The organism is Streptomyces sp. NPDC006430 (assembly GCF_040612395.1).
Lineage (GTDB): Bacteria > Actinomycetota > Actinomycetes > Streptomycetales > Streptomycetaceae > Streptomyces.
Map to the genome: position 1 here is coordinate 134,275 of NZ_JBEXQA010000004.1, position 16,705 is coordinate 150,979.

Here is a 16,705-nt window from a genome sequence, read left to right on the forward strand (position 1 = left end):
CGCGAGGGCCGTCCGGCACGGGGTCCGGAGCCGGGTCCGGACCCGGCTCCGGAGCGGGGACGGGCGTCAGGAAGGCGTGGGCACGGCGTCCGACAGGGACAGGGCGTGGATGCGGTCCGGGGAGCCCGGCCGGGCGTAGTACCAGCCTTGGGCCGTGTCACAGCCGAGGTCGCGCAGCTGGGCCGCCTGGGCGCCGGTCTCCACGCCCTCGACCGTGACGGCGAGTTCGAGGCTGTGCGCCAGGGCGACGATGCCCTCCACGATCTTGACGTCGACCGGGTTGGCGGGCTGCTGCTGCATCCCCTTGGTGAAGGAGCGGTCCAGCTTCAGGACGCTGACGGGGAGGCGGCGCAGGTTCGCCAGGTTCGAGTAGCCCGTACCGAAGTCGTCGAGCGCGATGTCCACGCCGAGGGCGGCCAGCCGTCGCAAGGGTTCCAGGAGTTCGTCGTCGGCCCCGATGAGCGCCGATTCGGTGACCTCCAGGCACAGGGCGCCCGGGGCGAGGCCCGAGTTCTCGAGTACTGCGACGGTGTCGGCGACCAGGCCGGGGTGATGCAGCTGGGTCGGCGAGAGGTTGACGTTGATCCGCAGGGCCGAGCCGCCGTGCTGGCGCTGCCAGTTACGGGCCTGGCGGACCGACTCCTCCAGGACCCAGCGGCCGAGCGGCACGATCAGCCCGGTCCGTTCGGCGAGCGGGATGAAGCGGTCCGGCCCGAGCACCCCGTACTGCGGGTGCGACCAGCGCACCAGCGCCTCGGCACCGTGGACACTGCCGTCGTGCATGTGGACCAGGGGCTGGTACTCGATGAAGAACTCGCCGCGTTCCAGCGCGGCTGGAAGGGCGTTGGTCAGGCCGTGCCGAGTGATGGCGCGGGCGTCGGCCTCCGCGTCGGCGAACTCGAAGCGGTTGCCGCCCGCCGCCTTGGCCCGGTACATGGTGATGTCGGCGCTGCGCAGCACCTCAGCTGCGGTGCGCTCGCGAGCCGGGCCCTCCACGATGCCGATGCTGCCGCGGACCGACAGCTCGCGGCCCTCGATCCGGATGGGCACCGACAGCGCGGACAGGATGCGGACCGCGAGTTCGGTCACCTTCTCCTCGGTGTCCGAGCCGGTGGTGAGCGCCACGAACTCGTCCCCACCGAGGCGCGCCACTACCTCGCCGGGGCCCGTCGCGCAGCTCTGCAGCCGGTCGGCGACCTCCACCAGGAGACGGTCTCCCGCCGAGTGGCCGAGGCTGTCGTTGACCGCCTTGAAACCGTCGAGGTCCAGGTAGCACAGGCCGAAACGGCTGCCGCCGGCCCCGCTCAAGGCCTTCTCCAGACGCTCGAAGAACAACGTCCGGTTCGGCAGCCCCGTCAGGGCGTCATGCGTGGCCTCGTAACGGAGCCGCAGGTTCAGCAGCCGGCGCTCCGTGGTGTCCTCCATCAGGGCCAGCTGGTACTGGGGCACTCCCTCGGCGTCCCGGAGCAGCGACACCGTCAGGTTGGTCCACAGCACCGTGCCGTCGTGACGGTAGTACGGCTTCTCCACGCGGTAGCTCTCGCGCTCGCCGCGCACGAGTTCGCCGTACATGCGCCAGACGTGGGGTGCGTCGTCGGGATGGCCCCACTCGCTGACGTTGCGGCCCCGCACATGTCCGCCCATGCCGCCGAACATCTGCAACAGCGCATCGTTGACTTCGAGCACGTTGCCCTGGAGATCAGCGATGCCGATGCCGATGGCCGCGCCCTCGAAGACCGCCCGAAAGCGTTCCTCGCTCGCGTGCAGCGCCTGCTGGGCGTCGATGCGGGCGGTCAGTGCGGAGCGGGCGATGGCTTCCTGCTCCTTGAGGGTGCGCTCGCGCAGGGCCCGGGCGAATCCCGCCGCGATGCCGTGCTGGAGCCGGGCGCAGCGGGACCGGTACTCCTCGGTGCCCTCCACGCCGATGCCGTCGGGACCGCAGTAGAGCACGAGGTAGGACTCGACCACGCCGAGCGTGCCGGCCAGCGCCTCTGGGTCGGTGCAGTGCACGGCGACGAGTTCGGCGCCGACCCGCTGTGCGACGCCCGCGTCGAAGGGTCGGGCGTGCAGGGCCTCGGCGAGGGTCCGGGCGAGCGGGATGAGGTGCTGTTCGAACTCGACACGGGTCAACGAGGTCGCCGTGACGGGGAAGATCGCCCGCCCCCAAATGGTCGCGAAGCGCCCGATCCGGTCCTCCAGCCCGCTGCGCAGCGCGGCAGGGCTCGCAGGAGCCGACGGGTCGTTGAGCGTCGCCGGGGGCTCTGCTCCCGGCGCGGGCTCTGCGTTCCCCGGGGTCGGTGTGCCGGAGGGCACCGCGGCCGTGGATCTCACGCCTTGCGTCCCACTCCGCTGTAGCCGGAGAACGCGTACGGGTCCTCCGGCGCCTCGCCGTCCGCCGGGTCCTCGGATCCTTCGGCCTGCCACATCGGCATCGACACGACCCCGGGATCGACCAGCTCGAACCCGTCGAAGAAGCGGACGATCTCCTCCCTGCTGCGCATCACGAGCGGGTTGCGGATGTCGCGGTAGACGTCGACGACGCCGCCCGCGACCTCCTGGGGCAGCGGGATGCCCTCGTAGGAGGCGTGCGTGAGCACCAGCAGGCTGCCGGGGGCCAGCGCGTCGCTCAGCTCGGCGACGGCCGCGTACGGGTCGTCCGCGTCCTCCAGGAAGTGCAGTACGGCGACGAGCAGCACGGCGACCGGGCGTTCGAGGTCCAGCAGTTTGGCGACCTCGGGGGCGTCGAGGATCTCCCGCGGCTTGCGCAGGTCGGCGGCGACGACGCCGGTGCGCTCGTCGCCGTTCAGGACGGCCCGGCTGTGCGCGACGGCCACCGGGTCATGGTCCACGTACACGACCCGGGCCTCGGGGCTGGCGCTCTGGGCGATCTCGTGGACGTTGCCGAAGGTCGGGATGCCGGAGCCGACGTCGAGGAACTGGGTGATGCCTTGGGAGACGGCGTACCGGACGGCGCGGCGCATGAAGGCCCGGTTGGCCTGCATGATCTTGGGGAGGCCCGGCAGGAATTCCATGGCGCGGCGGGCGGCCTGGCGGTCGACCTCGAAATTGTGGGAGCCGCCCAGGTAGTAGTCGTAGATGCGGGACACGCTCGGCACCGATATGTCGATACCTGGCGGGGCCCAGGCGGGGCGCTCCATCGGGGTCTCCAAGCCGTAGTCCAGCGCGGTCGTCCGGAGTCGGACGCCTGTCCGAGCCGAATGTACTGATCATTGCCCAACGGGGCGAGCAAAAGCGGAAATTGGTGATCCGTTCTTCATCACACACCAAAGGACTCCATGACCCCTGCCGCAACGGATGACCGAAACCGATAAGTCGCTTATGGGAATCGACCGGTACGTGACCGGACTGCTTCGTTCCGTGGCTCAAACCTCTCTGGTCTTCACTCCATCCGTTCAGGCGAACCACGACCGAGCCCCGCGTGCGCGGGCACGCGTGGGCCCATGCTCCCCGGGTGAACAGAGCCCGTACCCGACGCCTGCTGGTGGTCCCGGTCCTCCTGTGGGCGGCCTGGTCCACGACGCCGGCCGTGGCTGATAGCTGCGCCTACGTGGCGATCGACAACGGCGACGGCGCAGCCGCCGTCAGGCTCGTCGTGGCCGCCGGGAGCGGCTGGGCCGGAGGTGGACGAGGTGGCGGACATCACGGCGACGGCCCCCGAGACGGGCGGGGGAACGGGCACGGCCGCGGCCACGGCGAACACCACTGTCCCCCGCCACCGCCTCCGCCGTGCCCGCCGAAGCCGACCCCGCCTCCGACCCCGGCGCCGCCTCCCTCCCCGAAGCCGACACCAAAGCCGACCCCACCCCCCGCGCCGGCACCCCCGCCCGCCCCTAAGCCCACGCCGCCACCCCCGCCGCCCGCTCCGAAGCCCGAGCCACCCGCGCCGGCCCCGCCGCACCCGGTGACGGCCGCGCCACCGGAGGTGGAGGCGCCACCTCCCGTGGTGACGCCGCCGGCCCCGCTGCCGAAGAGGCCGGTGGCCCGGCCGGCCTACCGCACGGCGGCCCCGAAGCGGATCGAGCACCACATCTCACCGGTGACCTTCACCCTGATGACCGCGGCTCCCGCGGTGCTCGCGATCGTCGCGCTGCGCCCGCGCTAGACCCGCCCCGCACCCCCTGCTTGCGACCGATTGGGAGTCGTCTTGTCGGAATGGCTTGTCCTGTCCCTCGCGATGGCCGCGGCCTGCGCCGTGGTGCTGTCCATCGCCTTCTTCAACCACCGGCGCATCGGCGACGACGACGATCCCAACGAGACGCCGGACGTCATCGAGTACATGACGATGATGATCGGCGTGATCTACGCGATCGTGCTGGGTCTGGCGATCGCCGGGGTCTGGGAAGGCCGGGGCGCCGCCCAGGAGTACGTGCGCCAAGAGGCACAGGCCCTGCACGAGATCAGCGTCCGCTCCGAGGTCTACCCGGCCGAGGTGCGCAAGAAGATCCGGTCCGACGTCGACGCGTACGTGACGTACGTGGTGGACACTGAGTGGCAGGAGATGGCCGACCACGGCGACCTCACGGACCACAGCGGGGAACTGCTGGACCGCATCCGCCGGGACGTCACGGACTACGAACCACAGACGGACCACGAGGGGCAGGCGTACCAGCCGTTGGTGGACCAGGTCGCACTGGTGGACGATGCGCGCAATGCACGCGGGCAGAGCGCGGGCGCGACGATGCCGGGGGTGGTGTGGTTCGGGCTGATCTCCGGAGCCGTGGTCACGGTGGGCCTGGTCTTCACACTTCAGATCCGCCGCTCGTTCCGGGAACTGCTGCTGGCGGGTCTGTTCAGCGCGCTGATCGCCTTCCTGCTCTTCCTGATCTGGGACTTCGACGCGCCGTTCGGGCGGGGCATCGCGGCCACGGCCGAGCCCTTCCTCGCGCAGTTCCCGCACCTCTCGCTCGACCACTGAGGCGACCGCGTACCGCACCTCCCGCCTGCCGGAACCCGCGAACCCAGCGGACCCCGACCTGATGGACCTACCGAACCAACCAGACCAACCAAGCTAATCGAGCAAACCAGGCGAACCGGGCCCACCGGGCCGGTGCAGCCGTCCGTCCGATCGATCCCCCAAACCGGGGCCGGTCCCCCCGCCCCCGGTTCGGCCCAGCACCGTGCCCCATTTGCCCGTTCCTGATCGCGGGTCACCCCGCCCGCGCCTAGCGTGTCGGACATCGAGGCGCACGACCCCCCACGTGCGGAAACCGTTCCGCGGCTGCTCCTCGGGGATCCGGAGAATCAACCATGGGTGCGATACGTACCAATGCCACAGCCCTGCTGAGCGCCGGCGCCGCGGGCGCCGTACTCGCCCTCGGCGTCCTCGGCGCGCCCTCCGCGACCGCGGCCGAGGCCCAGCCCATCACTTCCTTCGGCTTCGCCATCACCCCCTCGACGATCGCCCCGGGCGGCCAGGTGGTGCTCTCCGTCAGCGGCTGCAACGCCGCCTACACCAGCGTCTCCTCCGGTGTCTTCGACACCGTGAGCATTGCGCGCGGTCAGACCGCGCAGGTGACCGTGGACCGTGACGCCCGGCGCGGAGCCGTCTATTCCGTCTCCTTCACCTGCAACGGGGAGACCGGTTCGACCGACCTCACCATCGCCGGCGGCACCACCCCGCCCACCACCAGTTCGACTTCCACCTCGACGGCCACCAGCGGTGCTTCCCTCGGGGTCCGCGGCGGTCTGGGCGGCAGCGTGGCCGGAATGGACCCGTGGGAACTCGGCGCGGGCACCGGACTCTTCCTCGCGTCCGCGGGCGGTACGGCGTACGTGCTGCGCCGCCGCGGTTCCACCCGCGGCCACTGACGCCCGGGCGGTCGGTCGCGAACGGGCCACCACCGCACCGCGACGCGCCACAGACCACCTACCGCCGGTCGCCCCGAGTCCTGGCTGAGGATTCGGGGCGACCGGCGGTTCCCGGGCTGTGACCGGGGAGGTCCGGCGACCGGTCCGGCGTTCGTCAGCCCCGCCCGTGCACGGGACGGCGGCGGCGCATCACGTGGATGCCCGCGCCCAGGGCCGCGGCGCCGACGAGACCCGCGCCGATGGCGGTCTCGGCGGTGGACGGGCCGAACGAGCCGCCGATACCGCCCTGGGCACCGTTGCCGCGGAGGATGGTGAAACGATGGGAGGCGACCAGGCTGTTGTCGTGGCACTTGACCGACAGTGTGTGGTTGCCGGGCGAGGCATGGTTGAAGATCCGTACGGTGGCGAATCCGATGGAACCGGCCGACAGGTTCGTCTGGGGAAAGTTGCCGGGCGACCAGACCGTGCCGCCGTGGTTACAGCCGGCCGCGCTGACCTGCATCGTCGACCCCTGATGCACGGAGTAGGGGTTGACCGTGACGTTGCTCGGCCCGTGGCCACCGCCCGACGTCGGGCCGCCCGCCGGGTTCGCGGAGGCGGAGGCGAACGGAGTACTGAGCCCGACGGCGACGCACGCCGCCGCGGTCACGGTGAGAGCGCGGAGAACACGCATGGTGAAACCTCCAGCGGGAGCGCCCCGGAGCGGTCGCCCGGGAAGATCGACGAGAACGCCTCCCACGTCGAACCCTCGGGGCGGCTCGCAACCAGCGCATTTCCGGCTTTGGGCCGCAAGGTTGAGCGACACGCCGGGGCACGCACGACTCGGCTGACGGATCCGCAGGTCACGACCCGTCAGGCATTTATGTGATGAATACCTGGATGGCCGCACCCCTTCCGGCCCCGCCACCCGTTCGCCCTTCACCGATCGCCGTCTTGCGCAAGCGGCCTTAGCGTGCGTGGGAAAGGGCGTACAGGGGTGGGACTGGAACGCGGGTCGGGACCCCCGCGTCGGGAAGGGAGAGCCATGACCGAGGACGAGAGCGAGCGACCACCGAGAAGACGCTCCCCCTGGGGCGTGCTCGCGATGGTCATGCTCAGCGGCCTCGCCATGATGCGCAACGGAGTGGACGTCGGCGACGGGCCGCCCCAGCCGACCGCCGCGGCGGCGGTCGGGGTGGCGATCGATCAGCTGCCCTCGGATCCGGCCGGGCAGGGCGAACAGCCCGTGCAGCAGGCCGAGCCACCCGCGGAGGTGGAAGCGCTGGAGCACTCGTCGGTGCAGCGCATCCGCATCCCCAACATCAAGGTGGACGCGCCGGTGATGACGGTCGGGCTGGACACGCAGGGCTGGATCGAAGCCCCGCCGCCGCAGGACCCGAATCTGGCCGGCTGGTACCTCAACGGCATCTCACCGGGCCAGCGCGGCTCGGCGGTGATCGTGGGCCACGTCGACAACGCGCAAGGTCCGGCGGTCTTCTACGGCTTGGGTTCGCTGCGCAAGGGCAACCACATCGAGGTGGAGCGCTACGACGGGCGCACGGCGGTGTTCGAGGTGTACGGAGTGGAGGTCTTCTCCAAGGACACCTTCCCCGGAGCCCGGGTGTACGGGGACACCGGGCACCCGGAACTCCGGGTGATCACCTGCGGCGGCGGCTACTCCAAGGGCCGGGGCTACGACGGCAACGTCGTCGTCTTCGCCCGGATGGTGGAGGCCCACTGAGCGGCGGCACGCCCCCACCGATCCGACCCCGATCCCACCCCCCACTCCCGCCCCACCCCGCCCCGCCCCACCCCACCCCGTCGAGGGATGCGCGCCCTCAGCGCGGCGGCAGCGTGGGCAGTGTCATCCGGTAGCCCCGGGCAAGGAGTTGGGGAAGGTAGGTGCCCAGCGCCTGGACGCTCTGCGAGCGGTCGCCGCCCGCGTCGTGGGACAGCACGATCACACCGGGCGCCGCGCCCTTGAGGACGCGCGAGACGATCGTGGTGGTGCCCGGTTCCGTCCAGTCCAGGCTGTCCACGGTCCAGGCGAATGGCTCCATGCCCAGTTCCGCGCCGAGCTCGAACGCGGCCCGGTTCCACGCTCCGTACGGCGCCCTGAACCACAGCGGCGCCTCCCCCACCGCCTGGTGCACGACCTCGCTCGTGCGGCCGATCTCGGAGGCCAGGTCCGGCCGGGTGAGCTTGGGGATGAGCGGATGGGTCCAGGTGTGGTTGCCGACGACATGGCCCTCGGCGGCCATCCGGCGCAGGAGGTCCCGGTTCTCCGTGGCCATCTCCCCGCAGACGAAGAACATCGCGCGCACGCCGTACCGGGCGAGGGTGTCGAGGATCGCGGGAGTGTAGCGGGGGTCGGGCCCGTCGTCGAAGGTGAGGACCATGCCGCTCGCCGTGTGCCCGTCGGGGGGCAGTTCCAGGATGGGCCGGGTCCGTACGGCGGGCTTCGCTGCGGCCGGCCGCAGCGGGGCCTCGGCCGTCATGGGGCTCAGCCGGTACGCCGCCCGGCCCGGCGCCTGGGGTCGCAGGGCGCGGACTCCGCCCGGACCGGCGGCTCCGCCGGGGCCCGGCTGCCCGGCCGCGGAACCGGCGCCGAGGCCCGCGCCCGGTGCGCCGCCCCCGGCGCTCTGTCCGGGCGTCGCGCCCTCGCCGCCGGTGAGCAGTCCGGAGGCAGCGGCGATCCCGAGGAAGACGGCGGTGCGCAGGAGCACGCGCCGCCCTACTGTCGGTTCGTCATTTTTCATTATTACTACGTATCAACGACATCCCCGCAGATGTCGAGAGGCACGAACGCGCCTTCCGCCCCTCACCCGATCAGCTCCGTCGCACCAGCGGGAAGGGCAGCGTTTCGCGGATCGTCAGGCCCGTGAGGAACATGATCAGCCGGTCGACGCCGATACCCAGGCCGCCGGTCGGCGGCATCGCGTACTCCAACGCGTCCAGGAAGTCGTCGTCGAGTTCCATCGCCTCAGGATCGCCGCCCGCCGCGAGCAGCGACTGCGCGGTGAGCCTGCGTCGCTGCTCGACCGGGTCGGTCAGTTCCGAGTAGGCAGTGCCCAGTTCGGTTCCGAAGGCGACCAGGTCCCAGCGCTCGGCGAGCCGCGGGTCCGTGCGGTGCTGTCGGGTGAGCGGGGAGACCTCGGTGGGGAAGTCCTTGTAGAAGGTGGGCAGCTCCGTCTTCTCCTCGACCAGCCGCTCGTACATCTCCAGCACCACGTCACCTCGGGTGTTCTCGGGGGTGTGCGGCACCTTGGCCCGGTCGCACAGCTTGCGCAGCACGTGCTCCGCGGTGTCGGCGTCGACCTCTTCGCCGAGTTCCTCACTGATCGCCCCGTACATCGTCTTGACCGGCCAGTCCCCCGAGATGTCGTGGACGGCCAGCTTCCCGTCCGGGCCCGCCTTGTGGGCGACGGGCGAGCCGAAGGCGGCGGTCGCGGCTGCCTGGATCAGCTCGCGCGTCAGGTCGAGCATCACGTCGTAGTCGGCGAAGGCCTGGTAGGCCTCCAGCATCGTGAACTCCGGGTTGTGCTTGTACGAGACGCCCTCGTTGCGGAAGGTGCGGCCCATCTCGAAGACCTTCTCCAGGCCGCCGACGCACAGCCGCTTCAGGTACAGCTCGGGCGCGATGCGCAGGTACAGGTCCAGGTCGTAGGCGTTGATGTGGGTGCGGAAGGGGCGGGCGTTGGCCCCGCCGTGGACCTGCTGGAGCATCGGGGTCTCGACTTCCAGGTACCCGCGGTCCAGCAGCCCCTGGCGCAGTGCCTGGACGGCCGAGGAGCGGGCCCGTACGACGTCCCGCGCCTTGGGGCTCGCGACCAGGTCGAGGTAGCGGCGCCGGACGCGGGCCTCGGGGTCGGCGAGCCCCTTGCGCTTGTCGGGGAGCGGTCGCAGGCACTTGCCGGTGAGCTGCCAGGAGGAGACCACGAGGGACAGCTCCCCGCTGCGACTGGCGCCCACCTCGCCGCTCGCCACCACGTGGTCGCCGAAGTCGACCTGGGAGGTGAACGAGTCGAGCACCTCGGCCCCCGCCTCGTCGCGGGTGAACATCAGTTGGATGTCCCCGGACCAGTCGCGCAGGACGGCGAAGACCACACCACCGAAGTCGCGCACGACCATCACGCGTCCGGCGAGGGTGGCCTGCTCGCCGGTGCGGGTACCGGGCGGGTGGCCGGGGTGAGCGGCCTTCAGCCCGGCCACGGTGTGGGTGCGCAGGCGGATGCCGACCGGGTACGGGTCGGTTCCGGCGGCCCGGATCCGCTCCAGCTTGTCGTGGCGGACGCGGACCTGTTCGGGCATCCGCTCCGGGCGCGGGGCCGCTTCGCCCTCTTTCCCCACGCGTTCCAGCCCGAGGGAGTCGATGGAGGGCAGCCCCTCGGTGCTGACGGGGGCGGTGAGGCCCTTGGGGTGGCCGTTTCCCCACAGCTTGCGCAGGCTCGGTACGGAGACGAAGCCCTCGGCGATGCCCGAGGCGAGGCTGACCCGGGCGAGCGAGCCGGCGTCCTGGTAGCAGAGGAACCGCGGGTACCACTCGGGGCCGTACTTGACGTTGGAGCGGTACAGGGCTTCGAGTTGCCACCAGCGGGAGAAGAACAGCAGCAGTCGGCGCCACAGCTTGAGGACGGGCCCGGCACCGATCCGGCCGCCCTCCTCGAAGGTGGAGCGGAAGACGGCGAAGTTGAGGGAGATCCGGCGTACGCCCAGGCCGGGGGCTGCGGCGCAGAGCTGGGCGACCATGAACTCCATGACGCCGTTGGGGGCCGTGCGGTCGCGGCGCATCAGGTCCAGCGAGATGCCGTCCTTGCCCCAGGGGACGAAGGACAGCAGGGCGATCAGCTCGCTCTGCCCGTCGAAGGCCTCGACGAGCAGGCAGTCCCCGTCGGCGGGGTCGCCGAGCCGGTCCAGTGCCATGGAGAACCCGCGCTCGGTCTCGGTGTCGCGCCAGGTGTCGGCGCGGTCGATGATCCGTTGCATCTCCTCCTCGGCGAGGGTGGAGTGGCGGCGGATGACGGTGGTGGCTCCGGTGCGTTTGACGCGGTTGACGGCCTGGCGGGTGACGCGCATGTCGCGGCCGTCGAGGTCGAAGTGGGCGACGTGCAGGATCGCCTCGTCGCCGAGTTGGAGGGCGCTGAGACCGGAGCGGGCGTAGGCGGTGGCGCCCTCTTCGGAGGCGCCCATCACGGCGGGCTGCCAGCCGTAGCGACGGGCCACGGCGAGCCAGGCGTTGATGGCCGGGGTCCAGGCGGCGGGATCGCCGACCGGGTCGCCGCTGGCGAGGCAGACCCCGGCCTCCACCCGGTAGGTGACGCCGGCCTTGCCGTTGGGGGCGAAGACGACGGCCTTGTCGCGGCGGGTGGCGAAGTAGCCGAGCGAGTCGCTGCGGCCGTAGGCGCGGAGCAGGGCGCGGATCCGGGCCTCCTCGTCCCCGTGCAGGGCAGCGGTCAGCCGCTGGGAACGGAAGAGGGTCGAGGCGGCGTTCAGCAGGGCGAGGGCGCCGAAGAGGCCGAGGAGGAAGTACAGCGGGCGGGGCGGATGGCCGTCGAACTGGCGGGGGGAGACGAGGCCGCCGAAGACCTGCCGGGCGGCCCAGTCCAGCCGCTGCCCCGGGGGCAGGGTGCCGGGGAACAGGACGACCAGGCCCCAGCCCAACAGCACGCCGGCGAGCAGGCCGAGCCCGAGGACGAGCAGGGCCCGCCAGAAGGCGCCGGGGCGGGAGGCTGCGTAGAACTCCTGGCGGGCGGCGACCAGGATCCCGAGAGCGGCGACGGCCAGGGCCATGGAAGGCCCACCGACCCAGTAGTACTCGTCGGCCAGGATCAGGAGGTCGACCAGGATGAGCAGGCCCAGATAGGTGACGACGATCCACCAGGCGACCTTCTTGCGGATGCCGAGCGCTGCGGCGAGCAGGAAGAGGAAGACGGCGTAGGCGAGGTTCGCGCTGACCGGGACGACGATCTCATCGAGGAACCGCACGACGTGCCGCAGGAGGTGCCGCAGCGTCGGGGAGAGCGCCAGCAGGGCGCACAGCAGCCCGAGCGCTGCGAAGAACGCGGCGAACGCGTCGGGCACCCGGTTCAGGAAGCGGTTCCGGGTTCCCCGGGTCTCCTCCACGGTGGCACTCATGGTTCGCACTGTAGGGAGGGCCGCTCGGGTCCGCGCGCCGAAGCGCATACCCTCGGGAGGGTGACTGAGCACGTGAACACGGGGTTCGAACGCGGTACGGACGGCCCGAAGGTCATCCTCGCCGGAGTGGACGGGTCGGAGTCCTCCCTACGGGCGGCGGCGTACGCGGCGGGGTTGGCCCGACGGCAGAACGCGCTCCTGGCGCTGGTATACGTCCAGCCCGTGGTGCCGGCCGGGGCTTCGCTGGGCGCGCCGGTGGCCGACGCCACCGAGGAGATCGCGCAGGGCCTGGTGACCGAGATCCGGGAGGCCGCGGAGCGGCTCAAGGGCATCTACGAGGTGCGCTGGCAGTTCCACACCTTCCGCGGCGACCCGTATGCCGGCCTGGTGAGCGCGGCGGCGGAGCTGATGGCGGACGCGGTGGTGGTCGGTGCCTCCGAGCAGGCGGGCCACCGCATCGTCGGCTCGGTGGCGGTCCGCCTGGTGAAGGCGGGGCGCTGGCCCGTCACGGTGGTGCCGTGACGGGCGTGACGGGCGGGGCCTGAAGGGGCAGGGCGGGGCGGCCGGGGCGGGGCGGGCGTGACGCGCGGGCCCCGGACTACTCGGACATCTTCAGGCCGTCCTTGGCGGCGCCGCGGCTGAGGACGGCTTCGCCGACGGCCTCCCGGGCTGCCCCGTAGCCCTCGTGGTCGGGGTCCTTGGCCAGGGCGGCGGGGATGTTGACGACCCTGCCGGTGGAGAGGTCCATCATCTGCGGGATGAACTCGGCCTTGGTGACCTGCCAGCGCTGCCCCGCGGCGGCCGGCGGGGCGAAGGTGAACCGGCCGATCGAACCGTAGTTGCCGCGCATGTCCCGCGCGCCCGAGTAGTCGAACATCTCGCCGGCGACCTGGTCGCCCATGCCGTAGACGATCCACGTCCCGTTGACCTTCTCGTAGGCCTGTGGAATGTGCGCGTGCGTGCCCAGGATCATGTCGATGTCGGGGCGACCGCCGGTCTGCGAGGCCGTGAGCGCCCTGCCCAGGGACAACTGGGTCTCGTCCGGTTCGGTCTGCCATTCGGTGCCCCAGTGCAGGCTGACCAGGACCACGTCCGCGCCCGCCTTCCGGGCGGCCCGGGCGTCCGCGAGGATCTTGTCCTTCTCCATCAGGTTGACGGCCCACGGCCGGCCCTCCGGTAGCGGGTAGCCGTTCGTGTCGTACGTGTACGCGAGGTGGGCCACCTTCGCGGAGCCGGCCGTGTACAGGGTCGGCGTTGCCGCCTCGGCTGCCGTACGGGCCGAACCGGCGTGTTTGAGCCCGACCTTGTCGAACCGGTCGAGGGTGCGTTCGAGCCCTTCGGCCCCGGCGTCCAGGGTGTGGTTCGAGGCCGTGGAGCAGCCGTCGTACCCGGCGTCCTTGAGCCCGTCGGCGACCTCGGGCGGGGACTGGAAGGCCGGGTAGCCGGTGAAGGGCCCGCCGTCCTCGCCGTAGACGGTCTCCATGTGGCAGAGGGCCAGATCGGCCGCCGAAACCACCGGCTTGATCAAGGAGAACATCGGCTTGAAGTCGTGGCCGTCGCCGTCCGCGTCGGTCGCCGCCCTCTTGATGATCGAGTCGTGGGGCAGCACGTCCCCGCTCGCGACCAGGGTGAAGCCCTTCGCGGCGGCGCCGGTCGGGGCCACGGTGGAGGTGGAGCCGCCGGCGCTGGAGGGCGTCGGGGCGCGGGAGTTTCCCAGCCGAGCCGGCGCGGACGCCTTGCCGGTGGAACAGCCTGCGGCGGCCGACAGGAGGACGGCCGACAGGAGCGCGAGGGCCTGTCGGGCTCGCTTGATCATCTGAGCCAGCTCTCATTAATAGGACTATCGGCTCATCTGTACTCCATAGGAGGAGGTGTCGCCCGTCGAGCAACAGCTCCGCAGGCCCGCCCCGGACTCACCCGAGCGGCCGTTCGCCGCGCCGTTCGACCGTTCACCGCCGGGTGCAGCCGCCCACCGGATGACCGGGGCGCTTGGGCGCACCGCCCGGGCCGGACGGTTCCCGGGGCGCTCGGTGCAGGTGAGGGTGAGTCCGTCGGACCCGAACGGACCCTGGAAGGAGCCACGCGTGCCCCTCTCCCCCACCCTCCTGCGCACGGATCCCGAGGCGCTGGCCGAACTCCAGCGCGACCACGGGCGGGCCCTGTTCGGATTCCTGGTCGGCCTCACGGCCGGGGACGCACAGCGCGCCGAGGACCTCGTACAAGAGACCCTGGTCCGCGCCTGGCAGCACCCCGAGGCCCTGGAGAGCGCCCACGAGTCCATGCGGCCCTGGCTGTTCACGGTGGCGCGGCGCCTCGCAATCGACGCCCGGCGCGCGCGGTTGTCACGGCCTCAGGAAGTGGACCCGGAGGGGTTGGAGCAGGCCCCGGCGCCCGAGGACGCGGTGGCGGGGTCGGTGACCGCGATCGACGTCCGGCGGGCGGTGGGCTCCTTGGGCCAGGAGCACCGCGAGGTGCTGATGCAGGTCTACTTCCAGGACCGTTCGGTGGCCGAGGCCGCCGCGGAGCTCGGCATTCCGACAGGAACGGTCAAATCCCGCACGTATTACGCCCTGCGTGCCCTGAAAAAGGGCCTTCAAGGATACGGATACGGTCTCGGCGCCTGAGAAACACGGAGAACCACTCACCGAACGACCTGAATGAACACAGACCGGACACGAAGCGCATCGAAATCAGCCTCAGAGCGTTCAAATTGGGTAAACATCCCCCGTTTCGCGAGTCGCTCGGTGAAGGCTCATGGCTGACGACGGGAAGCTCGACGCGCGGGAGAAGGTGGAACGGTGCAGCCCGAGGGTACGAACGGCACCAGTGACGGCGGGCTCGCGGTGCCCATGGCATGGCTCTACGCGGAGTACATCGCCGACGAACTGCTGCGCACGGGACGGCTGATCCCGGTCAGTACCCTGGAGTTCCGTGCGGGGCGCGACACGCTCGCGCTGACCATCTACCTCTCCGACGCGGCCGGCGAGCTCTCGGGGATCCGGGTGGTCTCCCAGCTCGACGAGTGGTTGTCGCTGACGGCGTACGGGCACCCCTGGCGCGACTGGGTGCACACCCGGTTCCTCGCACTGGGCGAGGAGGCCAGGGAACGCGGTGGCGGCGAGGACCCGGACCTCGAACTGGCCCGGGCGGCCTGGCGCTGGCTGGACCGCACCGAGCTGTTCGCCACCAACCTCGACCCGGGCCGGCACGGCCAGCCCGACACCCCGCTCGGCTTGGACGAGAACGTGCGGGTGTGGACCCCGGCCTGGCAACTCGGCCTCCCACTAGGCCACTTGGCGATGCACCTGTTCTGAACCTGCCGGATGCGGGGCCGGGGCCGACCAGGGCCAGGGCCGACCAGGGCCGGGGCCGGGGCCGACCAGGCCCTAGCCGGGCCGGTGGAGGGAGATCGGCGCCTCGGCCGGATCCATCACCAGCCCGGTGAAATCGGCCTCGTTGCGCTCGGCCCGGGTCACGTACCAGCGGGCGATCAGCCACATCACCGGGTACACCACCAGGCCGATGGCCACCCAGACCAGCGGCCCCGACGCGGAGCGCGGCAGCGAGAACACCACGGGCAGCGTCCCGACGAGCAGCGCGAGGGCGCCGAGCGCCCCCAGTCCGGCGCGGAGTTGGCTGCGCATCAGGGCCCGGACGTAGGTGGCGCCCAAGGTGGTCTGCTCGGAGATCTCCGAACGGGCCGGGGTGTGCGCGGGCGGACGGCGGTTCACGCCCCGCGGCACGCCCGTGACGATCTCCCGCCGGGGTGGCGACGGCGGCTGCTCCTCGGCCATGGAGCCGGATTCTACGCAGGGGAGCGTCATTTGAGGAGGCGGGAGAGCCTTCGGTCAGCGAGCGGTTTGCCGCCGGTCTGACAGGTGGGGCAGTACTGGAGAGAGGAGTCTGCGAACGACACCGAGCGGACTGTGTCCCCGCACACCGGACACGGCTCCCCCTCACGGCCGTGCACCCGCAACCCGCTCTTCTTCTCGGCCTTGAGGTTCCCGGCCGCCACGCCGTGCGCCCGGGCGACGGCCTCGTGCAGCGTCTGCCGGACGGCTTCGTACAGCTGGGTGACCTGCTCCTCGTCGAAGGAGGCTGCCAGCTTGAACGGCGAGACCCCAGCCGCGTGCAGGATCTCGTCGCTGTAGGCGTTCCCGATCCCCGCGATGACGCCCTGGTCCCGGAGCACGCCCTTGATCTGCCGCCGCTCCCCGTCGAGGAGGGCGGCGAAGGCGTCACGGTCGAAGCCGTCGGCCAGCGGGTCGGGGCCGAGGCGGGCGATGCCGGGCACGTCCTGGGGGTCGCGGACGACGTACACGGCGAGGCGCTTTTGGGTGCCCGCCTCGGTGAGGTCGAAGCCGCCGCCGCCCTCCAGGACGACGCGCAGCGCGAGCGGCCCCTTGCCGGGGCGCGGCGGCCTGTCCGGCAGGGAGTCCTGCCAGCGCAACCAGCCGGCCCGGGCCAGGTGCATGACGAGGTGGAGCTCCCCGATCCGTAGGGCGAGGAACTTGCCGTAGCGGGCAGTGGATCCGGCCCGCTGTCCTTCGAGGGCGGTCAGTGGCGGATCGTACGTCTTGAGCACGCTGACGGCGAGCGGGATGACGCGCTGCACCACCCGCCCGGCGAGGTGCTCGTCGAGGTACTCCCTCAGGGCCTCGACCTCGGGCAGTTCGGGCATGACCCCAGCCTGCCGTGCGTACGTCGGCTCGGCGACCCGAACCGGGAACGGCGCGAGCACCTGCCCGGCAACCAGCGGCGG

The 16,705-nt window shown here is 71.5% G+C and carries 15 protein-coding genes; 7 read left to right on the plus strand and 8 right to left on the minus strand.

Annotated features, from left to right (window positions below; all coding sequences use genetic code 11):
- Positions 1 to 66: 66 nt before the first annotated feature.
- Complete coding sequence (locus ABZZ20_RS08610) at positions 67 to 2,211, minus strand: EAL domain-containing protein (RefSeq protein WP_356868597.1); 2,145 nt, start codon at positions 2,209 to 2,211, stop codon at positions 67 to 69.
- Between the two features lie 116 nt (positions 2,212 to 2,327).
- On the minus strand, positions 2,328 to 3,158 hold the full coding sequence (locus tag ABZZ20_RS08615; protein WP_356868196.1) for an SAM-dependent methyltransferase: 831 nt from the start codon (positions 3,156 to 3,158) through the stop codon (positions 2,328 to 2,330).
- Between the two features lie 803 nt (positions 3,159 to 3,961).
- On the opposite strand from ABZZ20_RS08615, the gene ABZZ20_RS08620 reads away from it, so the two are divergent.
- The 3 genes from ABZZ20_RS08620 (at position 3,962) to ABZZ20_RS08630 (ending at position 5,829) form a co-directional block, all read left to right on the plus strand.
- Complete coding sequence (locus ABZZ20_RS08620; RefSeq protein ID WP_356868198.1) at positions 3,962 to 4,123, plus strand: hypothetical protein; 162 nt, start codon at positions 3,962 to 3,964, stop codon at positions 4,121 to 4,123.
- A gap of 42 nt (positions 4,124 to 4,165) precedes the next feature.
- Positions 4,166 to 4,936 (plus strand): hypothetical protein, encoded by a 771-nt coding sequence (locus ABZZ20_RS08625; protein ID WP_356868200.1) that lies wholly within the window; start codon positions 4,166 to 4,168, stop codon positions 4,934 to 4,936.
- Between the two features lie 332 nt (positions 4,937 to 5,268).
- Complete coding sequence (locus ABZZ20_RS08630) at positions 5,269 to 5,829, plus strand: hypothetical protein (RefSeq protein WP_356868202.1); 561 nt, start codon at positions 5,269 to 5,271, stop codon at positions 5,827 to 5,829.
- Positions 5,830 to 5,983: 154 nt separating this feature from the next.
- On the opposite strand, the gene ABZZ20_RS08635 is transcribed toward ABZZ20_RS08630, so the two are convergent.
- Positions 5,984 to 6,502, minus strand: coding sequence for a hypothetical protein (locus ABZZ20_RS08635; RefSeq protein ID WP_356868204.1), 519 nt, complete (start codon positions 6,500 to 6,502; stop codon positions 5,984 to 5,986).
- A 351-nt stretch (positions 6,503 to 6,853) separates the two neighbouring features.
- Between ABZZ20_RS08635 and ABZZ20_RS08640 the strand changes: the two genes are divergently transcribed.
- Positions 6,854 to 7,549 carry a class F sortase gene (locus tag ABZZ20_RS08640; protein ID WP_356868206.1) on the plus strand — a complete coding sequence of 232 codons (696 nt, stop codon included), beginning with the start codon at positions 6,854 to 6,856 and terminating at the stop codon, positions 7,547 to 7,549.
- Positions 7,550 to 7,646: 97 nt separating this feature from the next.
- On the opposite strand, the gene ABZZ20_RS08645 is transcribed toward ABZZ20_RS08640, so the two are convergent.
- Together ABZZ20_RS08645 and lysX are read right to left on the minus strand one after the other, a co-directional pair.
- Complete coding sequence (locus tag ABZZ20_RS08645; protein WP_356868208.1) at positions 7,647 to 8,567, minus strand: polysaccharide deacetylase family protein; 921 nt, start codon at positions 8,565 to 8,567, stop codon at positions 7,647 to 7,649.
- Between the two features lie 70 nt (positions 8,568 to 8,637).
- Positions 8,638 to 11,943 (minus strand): bifunctional lysylphosphatidylglycerol synthetase/lysine--tRNA ligase LysX, encoded by a 3,306-nt coding sequence (gene lysX, locus ABZZ20_RS08650; protein WP_356868210.1) that lies wholly within the window; start codon positions 11,941 to 11,943, stop codon positions 8,638 to 8,640.
- A gap of 60 nt (positions 11,944 to 12,003) precedes the next feature.
- Between lysX and ABZZ20_RS08655 the strand changes: the two genes are divergently transcribed.
- Entirely contained in the window at positions 12,004 to 12,465 is a 462-nt protein-coding gene (locus ABZZ20_RS08655; protein ID WP_356868212.1) for a universal stress protein, read from the plus strand.
- Between the two features lie 76 nt (positions 12,466 to 12,541).
- Here ABZZ20_RS08655 and ABZZ20_RS08660 read toward each other — a convergent pair whose 3' ends face one another.
- Positions 12,542 to 13,759, minus strand: a complete 1,218-nt coding sequence (locus ABZZ20_RS08660) for a CapA family protein (RefSeq protein WP_356868213.1) — start codon at positions 13,757 to 13,759, stop codon at positions 12,542 to 12,544.
- 268 nt (positions 13,760 to 14,027) lie between these two features.
- Between ABZZ20_RS08660 and ABZZ20_RS08665 the strand changes: the two genes are divergently transcribed.
- Both ABZZ20_RS08665 and ABZZ20_RS08670 read left to right on the plus strand, forming a co-directional pair.
- Entirely contained in the window at positions 14,028 to 14,567 is a 540-nt protein-coding gene (locus ABZZ20_RS08665) for a sigma-70 family RNA polymerase sigma factor (protein ID WP_356868215.1), read from the plus strand.
- 225 nt (positions 14,568 to 14,792) lie between these two features.
- Positions 14,793 to 15,257 carry a hypothetical protein gene (locus ABZZ20_RS08670; RefSeq protein WP_356868599.1) on the plus strand — a complete coding sequence of 155 codons (465 nt, stop codon included), beginning with the start codon at positions 14,793 to 14,795 and terminating at the stop codon, positions 15,255 to 15,257.
- A 72-nt stretch (positions 15,258 to 15,329) separates the two neighbouring features.
- Here ABZZ20_RS08670 and ABZZ20_RS08675 read toward each other — a convergent pair whose 3' ends face one another.
- Positions 15,330 to 15,737 (minus strand): hypothetical protein, encoded by a 408-nt coding sequence (locus ABZZ20_RS08675; protein WP_356868217.1) that lies wholly within the window; start codon positions 15,735 to 15,737, stop codon positions 15,330 to 15,332.
- A 26-nt stretch (positions 15,738 to 15,763) separates the two neighbouring features.
- Positions 15,764 to 16,624: a DNA-formamidopyrimidine glycosylase family protein gene (locus tag ABZZ20_RS08680; RefSeq protein ID WP_356868219.1), complete on the minus strand. Its 861-nt coding sequence runs from the start codon at positions 16,622 to 16,624 to the stop codon at positions 15,764 to 15,766.
- Between the last annotated feature and the right edge of the window lie 81 nt (positions 16,625 to 16,705).

Coding starts and splice junctions, on each gene's coding strand:
- ABZZ20_RS08615 (WP_356868196.1), bottom strand. CDS start 3,158: ATGGAGCGCCCCGCCTGGGCCCCGCCAGGTATCGACATATCGGTGCCG.
- ABZZ20_RS08630 (WP_356868202.1), top strand. CDS start 5,269: ATGGGTGCGATACGTACCAATGCCACAGCCCTGCTGAGCGCCGGCGCC.
- ABZZ20_RS08635 (WP_356868204.1), bottom strand. CDS start 6,502: ATGCGTGTTCTCCGCGCTCTCACCGTGACCGCGGCGGCGTGCGTCGCC.
- ABZZ20_RS08640 (WP_356868206.1), top strand. CDS start 6,854: ATGACCGAGGACGAGAGCGAGCGACCACCGAGAAGACGCTCCCCCTGG.
- ABZZ20_RS08645 (WP_356868208.1), bottom strand. CDS start 8,567: ATGAAAAATGACGAACCGACAGTAGGGCGGCGCGTGCTCCTGCGCACC.
- lysX (WP_356868210.1), bottom strand. CDS start 11,943: ATGAGTGCCACCGTGGAGGAGACCCGGGGAACCCGGAACCGCTTCCTG.
- ABZZ20_RS08660 (WP_356868213.1), bottom strand. CDS start 13,759: ATGATCAAGCGAGCCCGACAGGCCCTCGCGCTCCTGTCGGCCGTCCTC.
- ABZZ20_RS08670 (WP_356868599.1), top strand. CDS start 14,793: ATGGCATGGCTCTACGCGGAGTACATCGCCGACGAACTGCTGCGCACG.
- ABZZ20_RS08675 (WP_356868217.1), bottom strand. CDS start 15,737: ATGGCCGAGGAGCAGCCGCCGTCGCCACCCCGGCGGGAGATCGTCACG.
- ABZZ20_RS08680 (WP_356868219.1), bottom strand. CDS start 16,624: ATGCCCGAACTGCCCGAGGTCGAGGCCCTGAGGGAGTACCTCGACGAG.